Below are 16,213 nucleotides of genomic sequence, written 5' to 3' on the forward strand. Positions count from 1 at the left end.
CTCAAAATAAAACTATGAAACAAACAGGTAAATTTTTATTGGCTTGTGTGATGGGACTGTGCGCCGTGTCGGCAGGGGCCAAGGATTCTGAGGCTGTTCAAGTCCGGAAGATGATTGAGAAAGTAAATCAGCATTGGCAGGTGGAGCATTCGCCGGAGGTACGTGCGTTTTGGGACAATGCCGTATATCATACCGGAAATATGGAAGCATATTTCCTGACGGGTAATGAAACGTATCGCACTTATTCGGAAACATGGGCCAACTACAATCAGTGGAAAGGGGCCAAGAGTGACAACCGGGCAGAGTGGAAATATTCCTACGGAGAGTCGGATGAATACGTACTCTTCGGCGATTATCAGATTTGTTTCCAGACGTATGTCGATTTGTATAACTTAGCTCCGGAAGATCGGAAAATCCGTCGGGCCCGTGAAGTGATGGAATATCAGATGAGTACCTCACAGAATGATTACTGGTGGTGGAGCGATGCGCTCTATATGGTCATGCCCGTGATGACTAAATTATATAAGGTGACGCATAACACACAGTATTTGGATAAGCTGTATGCATATCTGCAACATTCCGACAGCATCATGTTCGACAAGGACGAAAACTTGTATTACCGGGATGCGAAATACGTCTATCCCAAGCATACCACAGCCAACGGAAAGAAGGATTTCTGGGCCAGAGGAGATGCTTGGGTACTGGCCGGACTGGCCAAGGTGTTGAAAGATATGCCGGAAAATTATGTGCATCATTCGTTTTTTGTGAATAAGTTTCAGCACATGGCCCAGGCCGTAGCGGCCATTCAGCAGCCGGAAGGATACTGGACGCGCAGCATGATGGATCCGGATTTTGCTCCGGGGCCGGAAACTAGCGGTACGGCTCTGTTTACCTACGGCTTTTTGTGGGGGATCAATAATGGGTATTTAGCAGAAGATACTTATTTGCCGGTGGTAAAGAAAGCATGGCACTATTTGTCAAAGAAAGCGTTTCAGAAAGATGGTACGGTGGGGTATGTACAACCGATTGGGGAGAAGGCGATTCCTGGACAAGTGCTCGATGCCAATTCTACGGCAAATTTCGGAGTCGGAGCCTTCTTGCTGGCAGCCTGTGAATATGTACGTTATCTGGAAGCTCCGCAGACTGCCGACCGTGCCTACTGGTGTGATTTGGCGTATCGGATGGCCGCTCCCGTATTGCGCAATATGGCCAAGGGAGAATTGCAGAAGAACATGCAGCTGGAGGTTAGTCCTACCTGGGACGGACGCAATAAGAAAGTGGCTTATATGGAAACCTTCGGGCGTCTGATGGCAGGTATTGCTCCTTGGCTGTCCTTGCCGGATGACGATACCAAAGAAGGAAAAATGCGTAAGGAATTGCGTGAGTGGGCCTTGAAAAGCTATGCCAATGCAGTCGATCCACAAAGTCCGGACTACCTGCTGTGGCGTCAGGAAGGACAAACATTGGTCGACGGTGCCTATGTAGCTGAAAGTTTTCTTCGGGCGTACGACCAGCTTTGGATGCCGTTGGATGAAATCACCAAGAAGCGTTACATCGAAGAGTTCCAGCAGCTGCGCCGAATTGATCCGCCTTATACTAACTGGTTGCTGTTTTCGTCTACTATTGAAAGTTTTCTGGCTAAAGTGGGAGTGAAGTTTGACGAATACCGGGTGAACTCCGCCATTCGTAAGGTGGAAGAATGGTATACGGGCGATGGATGGTACTCAGACGGTCCTACTTTTGCCTTCGATTATTACAGCAGTTATGTGTTCCATCCCATGTATCTGGAAACTCTTCAGGCCATGAAGGATGCCGGTATCCGCAGCCGGATTGATTATGGAAAATATTATGACCGAGCCTTGAAGCGTGCCCAGAAGTATAGTCTGATATTGGAACGTTTCATTTCGCCGGAAGGAACTTTCCCTGTGTTTGGCCGTTCCATTCCTTACCGTATGGCTGCCATGCAGCCGCTGGCACTGATGGCTTGGTATGAGGAATTGCCGGCAGGGGTGACAGGTGCACAGGTGCGTTGTGCATTGACTGCCGTCATGAAACGTATGTTTGCAGACGGACGTAATTTTAACGAAGGAGGATTTTTGACCATCGGTTTCACGGGAAGCCAGCCGGATGTGGCCGACTGGTATACCAACAATGGAAGTCTGTATATGACTTCTTTGGCTTTTCTGCCGTTAGGACTTCCGGCGGCTCATCCGTTCTGGACCAATGCCCCTCAGGAGTGGACCAGTATTCGGGTATGGGGTGAAAAACCTTTCCCGAAGGATCATCAGTGGAAAGATGAAATCCGTACGTGGGATTTGTTTTAAAGGAGAAACCTGCTTGTCGGGAAATGAGACAAACGAAAAAATATACCTTAAATAAATAAACATAAAAATGAAAATGAGAAAATTTTGTCTTTTAGGAAGTTTCTGTCTGTTTCTGGCTACCATTTGTTCGGCTGCCAGTCCGAAGAAAATTCGGAGTGGAGAGATTTGGCCCGATAACCATGGAGTGCATATCAATGCGCATGGAGGAGGCATGCTGTATCATGATGGAGTCTATTATTGGTATGGGGAGAATAAATCGGATACAACAAGCAATGCGATGGTAGGCATCATGTGTTATTCTTCTTCCAATCTGACAGACTGGAAAAATGAGGGAGTTGCGCTTTCGGTTGTGAAGGATGACGAGAACAGTGACATTGTGCCAGGTTGTATTATGGAGCGCCCGAAAGTGATTTACAATGCCAAGACAAGCAAGTTTGTCATGTGGTTTCATCTGGAATTGAAAGGGAAGGGATATGAGGCAGCCCGTTCGGCGGTTGCAGTAGCGGATTGTCCGACGGGTCCGTTCCAATACATCCGTTCGGAACGTATCAATGCAGGAAAGTTGCCTTTCGATATGACAGCAGCTCAGCGTGCGGAACTGGATACATTGGATGCCGACAAATACCAAGAGTGGTGGACGCCAGCCTGGCATGAGGCTATTCATAAGGGTTTGTTTGTAAAGCGTGATTTGCCGGGCGGACAGATGGCCCGCGATATGCAACTGTTTGTGGATGATGATGGAAAGGCTTATCACATTTACTCTTCAGAAGACAACCTGACACTACAGATTGCGGAATTGAGTGAAGATTTTCTGAGCCATACAGGCAAGTATGTGCGTGTAGCTCCCGTCGGACACAATGAAGCACCTGCCTTATTCAAAACGAGTGAAGGTACGTATTGGATGATTACTTCCGGATGTACCGGTTGGGCTCCTAACGAGGCCCGCATGTTTTCCGCTCCCAGTATTTGGGGACCGTGGACTCAGCATCCGAATCCTTGTCGGGGACCGAAGTCGGAAATCACGTTTGGCGGTCAGAGTACGTATGTATTGCCGATGCCGGGAAAGAAAGATGCCTTTATTTTCATGGCCGACATCTGGCGCCCGAAACATCCCAGTGATGCCCGTTACATTTGGCTTCCTGTACAGTTTGAACAGGGAATCCCGTATGTGGAATGGATGGACAGCTGGTCGCTTGATTTTTTTGACAAGAAATAATGTTCCGTAAGGAGAATAAATGAAAAGGCCATTGCCTCGTGTCGGTTTAACCGACGGAGGCAATGGCCTTTTTTATCGTGCGATCAGAGGAAGGAAGACCTCTTATCCGATGTTCTTTACTTTAATCAGGTATTCTGCAATCTGTACGGCATTCAGTGCGGCACCTTTCTTGATTTGGTCACCTACAATCCAGAAGGTCAGACCGTTTTCGTTTGACAAGTCCTTGCGGATGCGTCCTACATATACAGGGTCTTTTCCAGCCAGGAACAACGGCATCGGATATTCTTTCTTTTCCGGGTTGTCCATCAGTACCAGGCCTTCTCCGTGAGCAAAGGCTTCGCGGGCTTCTTCTACAGAAACCGGACGTTCAGTTTCAATCCAAATGCTTTCTGAGTGAGAACGAAGAGCCGGTACACGTACGCAAGTGGCACTGACTTTCACGTCAGAATGCATGATTTTACGTGTTTCGTTGTACATCTTCATCTCTTCTTTGGTATATCCGTTGTCGGTGAATACGTCTATCTGAGGAATCAGGTTGAAGGCCAATTGGTAAGCGAACTTTTCTACTTTCACTGGTTCGCCGGCCAATACCTGACGGTATTGCTCGTACAGCTCGTCCATGGCAGCTGCTCCAGCCCCACTGGCAGCCTGGTATGTAGCTACGTGTACACGTTTGATGTGAGTCAGGTTCTCAATGGCTTTCAGGGCTACGACCATCTGGATAGTCGTACAGTTCGGATTCGCAATGATTCCGCGCGGACGGTTCAGGGCATCAGCTGCATTGACCTCGGGTACCACCAAAGGAATGTCATTGTCCATACGGAAGGCACTGGAATTGTCAATCATCACGGCACCATATTTGGTGATGGTTTCTGCAAATTCTTTTGAGGTGCCTGCACCGGCTGAAGTGAATGCAATGTCAACTCCTTTGAAATCATCGTTGTGCTGCAGAAGTTTGACTTCAATTTCTTTTCCACGAAAAGTGTATTTTCGTCCGGCACTTCTGGTTGAGCCGAACAACAGCAGTTCATCTACCGGGAAATTTCTTTCATCAAGCACGCGCAGGAACTCTTGTCCTACGGCTCCGCTTGCACCAACAATTGCTACTTTCATTTTTTATGTTTATTATTTAAGTTAATAGATTTCGTTCTTGCATAGCTTTCTGTGTTTCAGTAAGATTCTTTTTATTCTTCTTACAGCTATTGGAACGCAAAATTAAAACATTTTGGAATACGAAACGGGAAATGCGGAACTTTTTTCGTATTTTTGTCCATAAATTTAAAACCGACCGCTCATTTATATGGAAGAATTGTTAGATTTGTTTCATTTCGATATAGATTTTCCCATTACTGACCCGACCTGGATTTTTTTTCTGGTATTGGTAATCATTTTGTTTGCGCCGATTGTGCTGGAGCGTTTGCGTATTCCGCACATCATCGGGATGATTCTGGCGGGTATTGTGGTCGGTGAACATGGGTTCAACATCCTGGCCCGTGACAGCAGTTTTGAACTTTTTGGAAAAGTAGGATTATACTACATCATGTTTCTGGCGGGTCTGGAAATGAACATGGAAGACTTTAAGAGTATCCGTGTGAAGGCGACCGTATTGGGATTGCTGGCGTTTATTTTCCCGTTGGGCATTGGAGTATGGACCAATTTGAATCTCTTGGGATACGGACTGATAACCTCTGTCTTGCTGGCCAGTATGTATGCTTCTCACACCTTGATAGCCTATCCGATTGTGATTCGTTATGGCATCAACCGGCAGCGGGCGGTAAGTATCGCTGTGGGAGGTACGGCGGTGACCGATACGTTGACATTGCTGGTGCTGGCCGTGATATCCGGTATGTATAAGGGAGAAACGTCGGATATGTTTTGGATTTGGCTGGTGCTGAAGGTGGTGGTGTTGAGTGCCGTCATCATGGTTACTTTCCCCCGTATCGGTCGCTGGTTTTTCCGTCGTTACAGTGATCAGGTAGTACAATATATTTTTGTGATGGCCATGGTCTTCCTGGGAGCGGGCCTGATGGAGTGGGTCGGTATGGAAGGCATTTTGGGCGCTTTCCTGGCCGGACTGGTATTGAACCGGTTGATCCCGCATGTGTCTCCGCTGATGAGTCACCTGGAGTTTGTTGGAAATGCCTTGTTTATTCCTTACTTTTTGATTGGGGTGGGTATGTTGATTAACGTCAATGTACTTTTCGGACATATTGATTCTATCAAGGTGGCTTCGATAATGATTGTGGTGGCTTTGCTGGGTAAATGGATTGCTTCCTGGCTGACACAGAAGATTTATCGCATGAAGCCGGTGGAACGAGAACTGATGTTCGGACTGAGTAACGCACAGGCGGCGGCTACGTTGGCGGCGGTACTGGTAGGCTACAATATTATACTTCCTTCAGGCGAGCGTTTGCTCAATGAGGATGTGCTGAACGGTACCATCCTGTTGATTCTGGTAACTTGTGTGGTCAGCTCCTTCATTACCGAACATGCCGCCAAGCGGATTGCCATGGATGATGCGGAACTGGATGAGGAAAAGGAACAGAAAAAAGAACGGATTCTGATTCCCGTAGCCAATCCGGATACTTTGGAACGGTTGATGCAGTTGGCACTGGTGGTGCGCGATGAGAAACGTACGGATAATCTGGTGGCGTTGAATGTGATTAACGACAATAATGATTCAGTGCGATTGGAAATGCGGGGCAAGCGGAGCCTGGAAAGAGCAGCACAGATTGCGGCTTCGGCCAATGTGCCCTTGAAAACGGTGAGTCGTTTTGATTTGAACATTGCCACGGGAATCTTGCATACAGCCAAGGAAACGGAATCGACCACGATTGTCATCGGTTTGCATAACAAATCCAATCTGGTAGATTCGTTCTTCGGAAATCTGACAGAGGATTTGTTGAAAAATACTTATCAGCAGGTGATGATTGCGCGTTTTCAGATGCCGGTCAATACGCTGCGGCGTATTATTGTGGCTGTACCTCCCAAGTCGGAATTTGAGCATGGATTTGTGAAATGGATTACGCACCTGTGCCGGATGAGCAGTCAGTTAGGATGCCGTCTGCATTTCTTTGCCCATCCGCAGACTTTGGGTTACATCAAGGGATATATCCAGAAAAAGCATAAGGATGTGATGACGGAGTTCCAGGAATTGGACAACTGGGACGATCTGCTGATTATTACCGGACAGGTGAATTTCGATCATCTGCTGGTGATTGTAAGTTCCCGAAGAGGATCTATCTCGTATGATTCTTCGTTTGAGCGTTTGCCGATGCAGGTTTCCAAGTATTTCAATAATAACAGCATCATGCTGTTGTATCCGGACCAGAAAGGTGACCCGAATGAAACGCTGAGTTTTGCCGATCCTCGCGGATGGGCCGAGACCCAGTATTATGACAAGGTGGGCAACTGGTTTTATAAATGGTTTAAGAAAGATTCATGAACGAAAATAACAGTATGGAATGGCAGCAGCGTACGGAACTGCTGTTAGGTAAAGAAAAAATGGACCGCTTGCGAAATGCACACGTGCTGGTCGTCGGCTTGGGCGGTGTAGGTGCCTATGCGGCAGAGATGATTTGCCGTGCTGGAGTAGGGCGTATGACGATTGTGGATGCAGATACGGTGCAGCCGAGTAACATCAACCGTCAGTTGCCAGCTACCCATTCCGTGATTGGCCGACCGAAGGCAGAAGTGCTGGCGGCACGTTTCCGGGATATTAATCCGGACTTGGACTTGACTGTATTGCCGGTCTATTTGAAGGATGAGGCGATTCCGCAGTTGCTGGACAGTGCTTCGTTTGATTTCATCGTAGATGCCATCGATACGGTGGCTCCCAAATGTTACCTGATTTACCATGCACTCCAACGGGGCTTGAAGATTGTCAGCAGCATGGGAGCAGGGGCCAAGAAGGATATTACGCAAGTACGTTTTGCTGATTTGTGGGAAACGTATCATTGTGGGCTGAGTAAGGCCGTGCGGAAGCGTTTGCAGAAGATGGGCATGAAGCGGAAACTGCCGGTAGTTTTCAGTACGGAACAGGCCGACCCGCAGGCAGTGATATTGGTAGACAACGAGCAGAACAAGAAGTCGACAGCGGGTACGGTGAGCTACATGCCGGCGGTGTTTGGCTGTTATCTGGCAGAATATGTGATTCGTAAATTGTAAAGGAATGATTCAGTTAGAAGGAATAACCAAGAGCTTTGGCACGCTTCAGGTGTTGAAAGGAATCGACCTGGAGATTGCCAAAGGGGAAGTGGTGAGCATTGTAGGTCCCAGTGGCGCGGGAAAGACGACGTTGCTGCAGATTATGGGTACGCTGGACAAGCCGGATAGCGGACGCATCGTCTTGAACGGAACGGAGGTGAACCGCTTGAAAGAAAAGGAACTCTCTGCTTTCCGGAACCGGGAAATCGGTTTCGTGTTTCAGTTCCACCAGTTGCTGCCGGAGTTTACGGCAGTGGAGAACGTGATGATGCCGGCCTTGATTCAGGGACAGCCGATGGGTACGGCCCGGAAAGAAGCGTTGGACATTTTGGCGTTTTTGGGACTGTCGGAACGTGCTTCCCATAAGCCGGCCGAGTTGTCGGGAGGCGAGAAACAGCGGGTGGCCGTGGCCCGGGCCTTGATCAATCATCCGTCGGTTATCCTGGCCGATGAACCTTCGGGCAGCTTGGACACACAGAACAAGGGCGAGCTGCATCAGCTGTTCTTTGATTTGCGTGACAAACTGGGACAGACGTTCGTCATCGTGACCCACGATGAAGGACTGGCGGCACAGACCGACCGCACGATTCACATGATAGATGGTAAAATAAAAATGGAAGAATTATGAGTCATATCAAATTAGGAAAATATAATCAGCTGGAAGTGGTGAAGGAAGTCGATTTCGGAGTCTATCTCAATGGGGATGAGGACGGCGAAATTCTGCTTCCGAAACGGTATGTGCCCGAAGGTACAAAACCGGGCGATATCTTGAACGTGTTCATTTACCTCGACATGGAGGAAAGACTGGTGGCTACCACCTTGCAACCGTATGTGCAGGTGGGCGAGTTTGCTTGCTTGGAAGTGGCATGGGTCAATCAGTTCGGGGCCTTCCTGAACTGGGGACTGATGAAGGACTTGTTCGTGCCTTTCCGTGAGCAGAAAATGAAGATGCAGAAGGGAAAACGCTACGTGGTGTATGTGCACCTGGATGAGGAAAGCTACCGTATTGTGGCTTCAGCCAAGGTAGAACATTTCTTGTCGACCGAAAAGCCGGATTACCAGCCGGGGCAAGAGGTCGAGGTGCTGGTATGGCAGCGCACGGAGCTGGGATATAAGGTGATTGTGGAAAATAAGTTCAGCGGTATGCTGTACCACAATGAGATTTTCCAGCCTTTGGAAGTCGGCATGCGGCTGACGGCGTTTATCAAGCAGGTACGTCCGGACGGAAAGATTGATTTGGTTTTGCAGAAAGCTGGTGCCCGGAAGGTGGATGATTTTTCGGAGGTGCTGTGGCAATATATCAAGGACAACGGCGGATTCACTCCGTTGAACGACAAGACGGATGCGGAGGTGATTTACCACACCTTTGGGGTAAGCAAGAAGACTTTCAAGAAGGCCGTCGGCGATTTGTATAAAAAACGTCGCATCGTATTGAAAGAAGACGGTATACATTTGGCTTGAGGTCATCAACCTCAAATAAAAAGTGCTGAAGTTTCTCGGAAAATTCCGGTAGGCTTCAGCACTTTGAGTTTATAGACGCTTAGAGAGAGATTTTCGGTCGTTGGACACTTCTTTTCTTTGATTCTGCCGGGAACGGCTTTGTGCGGGTTTCACCGTGGTACTTTTGTTCGGCCTTGCCTGTGGGCGAGTGGCCGGTCGTCTTTGTGGGGCAGTTTCAGGTCTTCGCTGTGTTTGGCTTTCAGGCCTTTTTTGCGGACGGGCTTCCGGACGAGCCTGAGGCCGGTTGTTCGGCTTTTGTACAGGTCGGTATTCCGGTCTGCCGTTTGCCACGGGTTGGTGTCCCGGGCGGGGAGCCGATGTCCAGTGATTAGCCTTAGGCGGGCGGTTTCCCGGTTTTGGTCTGGCAAAATCCTTGGGACGCAGCTGGGGACTGATATGGCACGGACGGCTGTACACCGGATGACGATAGCGTATCGGATAGTTTCTCCGGTAGAAGCTGGCGCCGCCGAAATGGGCCCGGCAGTGTCCTCCCCGGTAGGTCAGGTAGTGGCGGGGCGGGCCGAAGTAAAAATAGTTCCGGTTGGGGTATACCTGATAAATACGGAGGTAGCACACGCTGTTGAGGGCATAAATGGGGCGGAAGAAGTATTCTATTCCCATGAAGCGTACATATTCCGCATTCGACAGTACCCAGCGGAGGTCATCGTTGCGTTCGTCCAGGTAACGGTAGTACGCATCCAAGGCGCGGCTGTCAGCAATGGCAATGCCTGAAAGGTAAGGATCGACATTGTTCAGAAAGTCGTAGTTGATTTCGTACAGGTCATTGTACTGGTCGGTACTTAAGTGCAATTCAAATGCCATACGGTCGGTCAGGAAACGGGCGTTGAGGCGGAAGTCTCCCCATCCGGAGGCATAGCTGGAAACTGTGGTCAGGCAGAAGGCCAGCAGACAGAGGAAAAATGTACGGGTTCTCATAACTTGTAGTCTTTATCAGCCGAAGGAGGCAACTCTTTCAGCTTTTGTTCATGGTACAAAGTTAGGAGGAGAAAAAACGCCCGTCAAGATGAAAACGCCCATTCTTTGATAGGGTTTTCCCTATCTTGTATAGGAGTTTCGTCACTTTGCTTACCGGATAATCTTGAGAAATTTCTCGATGTCCTTTCGAATCATTTGATAGAGCGGGGAATTGGTGTAGAAGTTGTTCCGGTGGATGACGATTTCCACGCCCACCTGGCTGCGTTGGTAGCTGGTCAGCTCGTTGTGCAGCTGCATGTCGTGGAGTGCCAGGTCATGAATCTGCTGTTCCCGTTCTCGGCGCAGCACGGTGCATACGGGAATCAACAGGCGCAACACCACGTTGTCCATGATGTGATGGCCTTGGATGAACATGTAAGTATTGTCGGGATGTACGCCGAGTTGTTCAAATTCTTTTTTCATGTCTTCAATTTCTCCCAAGGCATCGGGGTGACGGTGTTCCAGGTCGTGCAGTTTCCGGTTGACTTTTTTTGCCATGTTCTCCAGGCTCCGTTCCGGATGGTGGGTGCTGACCTGTTCCAGCTTGACGTACGAACAGAAATCCAGCAGGGAGAATTCCGAGAGAATGTGCCGGCGGTAGAACCACACCGACCAGATGAACAACGGATAAGCAATCTGGGAATACATTTTCATGAATTCCACAAAGTTGATGAGCTTGTGGTCGTTCAGGGTAGCCATGACACAGACTTCGTGCAATCCCTCTGCATAGCAGTGATAGTTCTCAATGGCGTAAGCATAGGTTTGCATCACGTAGGGGCTCTCGATGATGTATTGGGAAGTATGGGTACGTCCTTGCAGGAGGTAATCGTAATCGCTGTCCACGCAGGCAATCATGTTTTCGCCCAACTGCTTGCCGAGCTGGTTCATCAGTACGGTTTTCTTGCCTTTGGCCAATGAGGTCTGCGAGGGCAACATCACTTCGAAGTAGCGGGTGTTGTCTTCGTATTCCGAGAGGATGGTCCTCCAGAAAGAAATATCGTCGTAGCTTTCCACGTAAGCCACGATTTTTCTTCTCGCACGTTTGGGTTTGAGGCGGTTGGCCGCTCCAATGTACAGGGAAGAAAGGTTCTCAGTCAGTCTTTTTCCCATACAGCTACTTAGTTTTAACGGGTGGTAATGTCACTTACTTCGGTCACGGCATCCATCCAGCCGTTCATGATGAGGGCGGGGGAATGGGTGGTCAGAATAATTTGCACATTCGGATTCAGGCTCCGGATGAGGGAGATGAGGCGCTGTTGCCATTCCACATGAAGGGAGATTTCCGGCTCGTCCATGAACAGGGTACACGACTGGTTGTCCTGTACCAGTACGGTGAGCAGAATGACCAGCATCTGCTTTTCGCCGGAAGACAGTTGGTAAGGTGTCAGGATGTCGCCGTCCTGTTCAAACAGGATTTCGTTGTTCTGGCGGAGGATTTTCTTTCCGGTCTCGCTGAACAGGTCGTCCATCAGGTCCTGGAAATGGGTCTTCGGCTGTGAAATTTCAGCCGCTTTCGCCTGGTTCTCCGGCTTCCCGCTTGTCAGCAAGGCAATTATCCGGTTGCCGATGTTCACCTGATAGTCCAGATAGCGCCGCTGAAGCAGATAAAGCTGCCAGTCGAGCTCTGTCTTCACGTTCTGGTTCCCGATTTTATCCAGCAATCCGGCGCTGAGCAGCGGACGGTCGAAACTGCGTATCACATCGAAATGGATGTAGGTGGCATCTTCGGGATAGAAAGTAAATGATACCCCCTCATGCACCCCGTTGCTGAGAGCACCACCTTCCAAGTCGCTCAGACGGCGTACGGAATTGTTCAGGATCGTGCTTTTCCCGATGCCGTTCACTCCGCTCAGGATGTTGACGTCCGGGCGTAAATCCCAGGCAATGTTTTTCCGGCCCCATAAGCCTTTAATCTCAATGCGCTTGATGTATTCAGCTTGCTTTTTCATGGCTGTCTTTGTTTACACGTCAAACAAAAATAGCAAATTGCTTGGAATAAATCAATGGGGAGCCAGTTCTTTTTTTAAAAACCTCGTAACTTTGCAAAAATTAGGGAATAGTAGGCCGTGAGCATGGTAAACCGAGGGTCCCAAGGGGCTTGTGTCTGACGGCTATCCTTCAATTGGGAAAGAGAAAAATATGAAAAAAGAAGATACAGTCATCCAATCGCCGATATTGTATTTGCAGCATCATTATGAGCTGTTGAAGCTGGAGTATGAATACGAGAAAGCGCAGTTCAAGCAGCAGACCGAACTGATGGGCATCGGCCGGAAAATCAAGCGGGGTATGTGCTGGTATCCCTTGTCGCTGGGAAGAAGTTATTACAACGCCTTGAACCAGTTGGTCATCGAGGTAGAACGGAAGGAGGACAAGGAGATTGAGCATCTGTTTGAGTATGGACGTCCGGTGTGTTTCTTTACACAGGACCTGTCGGGCAAGCTGACCTACCTGAACTTTGTGGCCACGGTGAACTATGTGGAGGAAGACCGCATGGTGGTGATTCTGCCGGATGCCAATGCGTTGCTGGCTTTGCAGAGCAAGGAAGTGCTGGGGGTACAGCTGTATTTCGACGAGACCAGCTACCGGCTGATGTTTGAGGCCGTCAAGCAGGTCCTCAGTGCGAAGAACAACCGTCTGGCGGAATTGCGGGATATTTTCCACGGCACACAGCCCGTATCGACTTTCTCGTTTCAGCCGGTACGTTTCCCGTGGTTGAACGCCACACAGGAAGAGGCGGTCAACAAGGTGTTGCATGCCAAGGACGTGGCCATCGTACACGGCCCTCCCGGAACGGGAAAGACGACCACGCTGGTGGAAGCCATTTATGAAACCCTTCATCGGGAAAATCAGGTGCTGGTCTGTGCACAGAGCAACATGGCCGTCGACTGGATCAGTGAGAAGCTGGTCGACCGGGGCGTGAGTGTGTTGCGAATCGGGAATCCCAGTCGGGTCAATGACAAGATGCTGTCGTTTACCTACGAACGGCGTTTCGAGGCCCATCCGGACTATCCTCAACTGTGGAGCATCCGCAAGGCGGTGCGCGAATTGTATGCGCGCAGCCGGAAAGGAGCCGACCGGGAGAGCATCCGGCAGAAAATCAATTCATTGAAAGACCGGGCCACGGAACTGGAAATCCGCATCAACGAAGCCCTGTTCAGTGAGGCGAGGGTGATTGCCTGCACGCTGGTGGGAAGCGCCAACCGTCTGCTGATAGGACAGAAATTCGGAACGGTATTCATTGACGAGGCAGCCCAGGCGTTGGAAGCGGCCTGCTGGATTCCGTTACGGAAAGCCGACCGGGTGATTCTGGCCGGCGACCATTGTCAGTTGCCGCCTACAGTGAAATGTCCGGAGGCCCTGCGTGCCGGATTGGGGCATACGCTGATGCAGTGCATTGTGAAGAACAAGCCGGAGGTGGTGTCGCTGTTGAAGGTGCAGTACCGCATGAACGACGAAATTATGCGCTTTTCGTCCGACTGGTTCTACGGGGGTATGCTTCGCTCGGCGCCCGAAGTGAAATACCGCAGCATCCTGGACTTCGATACTCCGATTGAATGGGTCAATACCGAAGGAATGGATTGCAACGAGGAGTTCGTGGGTGAAAACTACGGGCGCATCAACAAGCCGGAGGCGGAACTGTCCATCGGGCAGTTGAAGGAATACATCACGAAAATCGGACGGGAGCGTTTCCTGGAAGAACGCATCGACGTGGGACTGATTTCACCGTATAAGGCGCAGGTGCAGTACCTCCGCCAGTTAGTCAAGAAAGATGCGTTTTTCAAGCCCTACCGTTCCCTGATTACTATCAATACGGTGGACGGTTTTCAGGGGCAGGAGCGCGACGTCATTCTCATCAGTCTGGTACGCGCCAACGAAGACGGACAGATTGGTTTCCTGAACGATTTGCGCCGTATGAACGTGGCCATCACGCGGGCTCGTATGAAGCTCATCATTTTAGGAGATGCTTCCACTTTGACCAAACATGCTTTTTATAAGAAGCTCTACGAGTATATCCATAGTTTGCAGGAGTGAATTCAGAAGTCGGGATAAGGATATTCGCAAAATTTGTTTATCTTTATCCCGATTTTATTCACACTATTCTAATTTTTTATGTTGACAGACTTACTGCAAACTTCGTATTTTGCAATTTTCTTGATTGTAGCCTTGGGCTTTATGCTCGGACGTATCAAAGTGATGGGCCTATCGCTCGATGTGTCTGCCGTGATTTTTATCGCCCTTGCTTTCGGGCATTGGGGCGTGTCTATTCCAAAGGAACTGGGAACCTTCGGACTGGTGTTGTTCATTTTCACCATCGGCATTCAGGCCGGTCCGGGTTTCTTCCACTCTTTCCGAAGCAAAGGAAAGACCTTGATTCTGATTACCTTGCTGATTGTGGCTTCTGCCTGTCTGACGGGGGTGGCCATGAAGTATCTTTTCGATATCGATACGCCCAGTATCGTGGGACTGATTGCGGGTGCGCTGACCAGTACGCCGGGTTTGGCGGTGGCCATCGACAGCACGCAGTCGCCGTTAGCTTCCATTGCCTACGGTATCGCCTATCCGTTTGGGGTGATTGGGGTAATCTTGTTCGTGAAACTGCTTCCCAAGCTGATGCGCATCGACTTGAATGAAGAGGCCCGGCGCTTGGAAAAGGAACGGCGCAGCCAGTTCCCGGAGCTGAACACGTGTCTGTTCAAAGTGACCAATCCTACCGTTTTCAACCGTACCTTGATTCAGTTGAATATCCGGGCCATGACGGGGGCTGTGATTTCGCGCTTGAAACGAGGCGACGAGATTCTGATTCCGAAAGCCCATACGGTGTTGCAGGAAGGCGACTGCATCCAGGCAGTGGGTAGTGAAGATTCCTTGAAGAATCTGGCCCTGATGTTAGGCGAACGAGAGGAAGGAGAACTTCCGCTGAGCCATACGCAAAGCATTGAATCGTTGTTGCTGACCAAGAAAGACATGATTAACAAGCAGTTGGGAGAACTCAATTTGCAGAAGAACTTCGGTTGTACGGTCACTCGCGTCCGCCGAAGCGGCATCGACCTGTCCCCCTCGCCGGAACTGGCCCTGAAATTTGGCGACAAACTGATGGTGGTGGGCGAAAAGGAAGGTATACAGGGAGTGGCCCGGTTGCTGGGGAATGACGTGAAACGCCTCTCGGATACCGATTTCTTCCCCATTGCCATGGGTATTGTGCTGGGCGTACTGTTCGGCAAACTGCATATCTCTTTCGGAGGAGGAATGACCTTCTCTCCGGGACTGACCGGTGGCGTGCTGATGATGGCGTTGTTCCTGAGTGCCATTGGTAAGACGGGACCGATTATCTGGTCCATGTCGGGACCGGCCAACCAGCTGTTGCGTCAGTTGGGCTTACTGCTGTTCCTGGCCGAAGTGGGAACCTCAGCCGGAAAGACCTTGGTGGCGACCTTCCAGGAGAGCGGTTTTCTGCTTTTCGGGGTAGGTGCTTTGATTACCCTCGTGCCGATGCTGCTGGCGGCTGTCGTAGGACGGCTGGTATTTAAAGTTAGCCTGCTCGATTTATTAGGTACTATTACCGGCGGTATGACCAGTACTCCGGGACTTGCGGCTGCCGACTCCATGACCGACAGCAATATTCCGGGAGTGGCCTACGCTACGGTGTATCCCATCGCCATGGTGTTCCTGATTCTGTTTATCCAGTTGATTGCACTGGCAGTGATATAGTTTGTGAAGGCATTGCGTTGCCTTCGGTGAGAAAATCCTGAAAGTCTGTACCTGTAAAGAGGGCGGCTTTCAGGATTTTTTTGTGGCTTCCGGCGGATACTTTCAGCAGCCCCGGAGATAAAGTTCAGATTCCTTGTCGCATACTTCTTTTTGTCCCGAAATATTCTCTGTTTCACACTGCGGGATTTGTATCCCACACTGTGAAATATATATCCCACACTGTGGTTTTTGTATTTCACAGTGTGGAACAGAGAATTTATCCTGGAGTTTGGGAGAATATGTA

The 16,213-nt window shown here is 49.7% G+C and carries 12 protein-coding genes; 8 read left to right on the forward strand and 4 right to left on the reverse strand.

Annotated elements, in window-relative coordinates; translation table 11 throughout:
• The first annotated feature begins 14 nt into the window (after positions 1 to 14).
• Positions 15 to 2,324 (forward strand): DUF2264 domain-containing protein, encoded by a 2,310-nt coding sequence (locus tag RDP42_RS03895; RefSeq protein ID WP_374046911.1) that lies wholly within the window; start codon positions 15 to 17, stop codon positions 2,322 to 2,324.
• 67 nt (positions 2,325 to 2,391) lie between these two features.
• Positions 2,392 to 3,540, forward strand: a complete 1,149-nt coding sequence (locus tag RDP42_RS03900) for a glycoside hydrolase family 43 protein (RefSeq protein ID WP_308762613.1) — start codon at positions 2,392 to 2,394, stop codon at positions 3,538 to 3,540.
• Between the two features lie 102 nt (positions 3,541 to 3,642).
• Here RDP42_RS03900 and RDP42_RS03905 read toward each other — a convergent pair whose 3' ends face one another.
• Positions 3,643 to 4,653 carry an aspartate-semialdehyde dehydrogenase gene (locus tag RDP42_RS03905; protein ID WP_177865572.1) on the reverse strand — a complete coding sequence of 337 codons (1,011 nt, stop codon included), beginning with the start codon at positions 4,651 to 4,653 and terminating at the stop codon, positions 3,643 to 3,645.
• 187 nt (positions 4,654 to 4,840) lie between these two features.
• Here RDP42_RS03905 and RDP42_RS03910 point away from each other — a divergent pair, with 187 nt between their 5' ends.
• From RDP42_RS03910 to RDP42_RS03925, 4 genes are read left to right on the forward strand one after another with little or no spacing between them, the layout of a single operon-like run.
• Positions 4,841 to 6,985 (forward strand): cation:proton antiporter, encoded by a 2,145-nt coding sequence (locus tag RDP42_RS03910; protein ID WP_308762614.1) that lies wholly within the window; start codon positions 4,841 to 4,843, stop codon positions 6,983 to 6,985.
• Entirely contained in the window at positions 6,982 to 7,707 is a 726-nt protein-coding gene (locus tag RDP42_RS03915) for a tRNA threonylcarbamoyladenosine dehydratase (RefSeq protein WP_303914720.1), read from the forward strand. Before RDP42_RS03910 ends, RDP42_RS03915 begins: the two co-directional genes overlap by 4 nt.
• Before the next feature lie 4 nt (positions 7,708 to 7,711).
• A complete protein-coding gene (locus RDP42_RS03920) occupies positions 7,712 to 8,374 on the forward strand; it encodes an ABC transporter ATP-binding protein (protein WP_303914723.1) in 663 nt (220 codons plus the stop codon).
• A complete protein-coding gene (locus RDP42_RS03925; protein ID WP_308762615.1) occupies positions 8,371 to 9,207 on the forward strand; it encodes a S1-like domain-containing RNA-binding protein in 837 nt (278 codons plus the stop codon). Before RDP42_RS03920 ends, RDP42_RS03925 begins: the two co-directional genes overlap by 4 nt.
• A gap of 69 nt (positions 9,208 to 9,276) precedes the next feature.
• On the opposite strand, the gene RDP42_RS03930 is transcribed toward RDP42_RS03925, so the two are convergent.
• The 3 genes from RDP42_RS03930 to RDP42_RS03940 form a co-directional block, all read right to left on the reverse strand.
• On the reverse strand, positions 9,277 to 10,182 hold the full coding sequence (locus RDP42_RS03930; protein ID WP_308762616.1) for a hypothetical protein: 906 nt from the start codon (positions 10,180 to 10,182) through the stop codon (positions 9,277 to 9,279).
• 150 nt (positions 10,183 to 10,332) lie between these two features.
• Positions 10,333 to 11,331: a DUF4435 domain-containing protein gene (locus tag RDP42_RS03935; RefSeq protein WP_303914732.1), complete on the reverse strand. Its 999-nt coding sequence runs from the start codon at positions 11,329 to 11,331 to the stop codon at positions 10,333 to 10,335.
• Between the two features lie 14 nt (positions 11,332 to 11,345).
• Entirely contained in the window at positions 11,346 to 12,170 is an 825-nt protein-coding gene (locus RDP42_RS03940; protein WP_308762617.1) for an AAA family ATPase, read from the reverse strand.
• Positions 12,171 to 12,360: 190 nt separating this feature from the next.
• Between RDP42_RS03940 and RDP42_RS03945 the strand changes: the two genes are divergently transcribed.
• Both RDP42_RS03945 and RDP42_RS03950 read left to right on the forward strand, forming a co-directional pair.
• The gene (locus RDP42_RS03945) at positions 12,361 to 14,253 is read left to right on the forward strand and encodes an AAA domain-containing protein (protein WP_308762618.1); all 1,893 of its coding nucleotides are present in this window, start codon (positions 12,361 to 12,363) and stop codon (positions 14,251 to 14,253) included.
• Positions 14,254 to 14,331: 78 nt separating this feature from the next.
• Positions 14,332 to 15,930 (forward strand): TrkA C-terminal domain-containing protein, encoded by a 1,599-nt coding sequence (locus tag RDP42_RS03950; RefSeq protein ID WP_308762619.1) that lies wholly within the window; start codon positions 14,332 to 14,334, stop codon positions 15,928 to 15,930.
• Positions 15,931 to 16,213 lie beyond the last annotated feature (283 nt).

The sequence above is a fragment of the uncultured Bacteroides sp. genome (assembly GCF_902472605.1).
In the GTDB taxonomy this organism is placed as follows: domain Bacteria; phylum Bacteroidota; class Bacteroidia; order Bacteroidales; family Bacteroidaceae; genus Phocaeicola.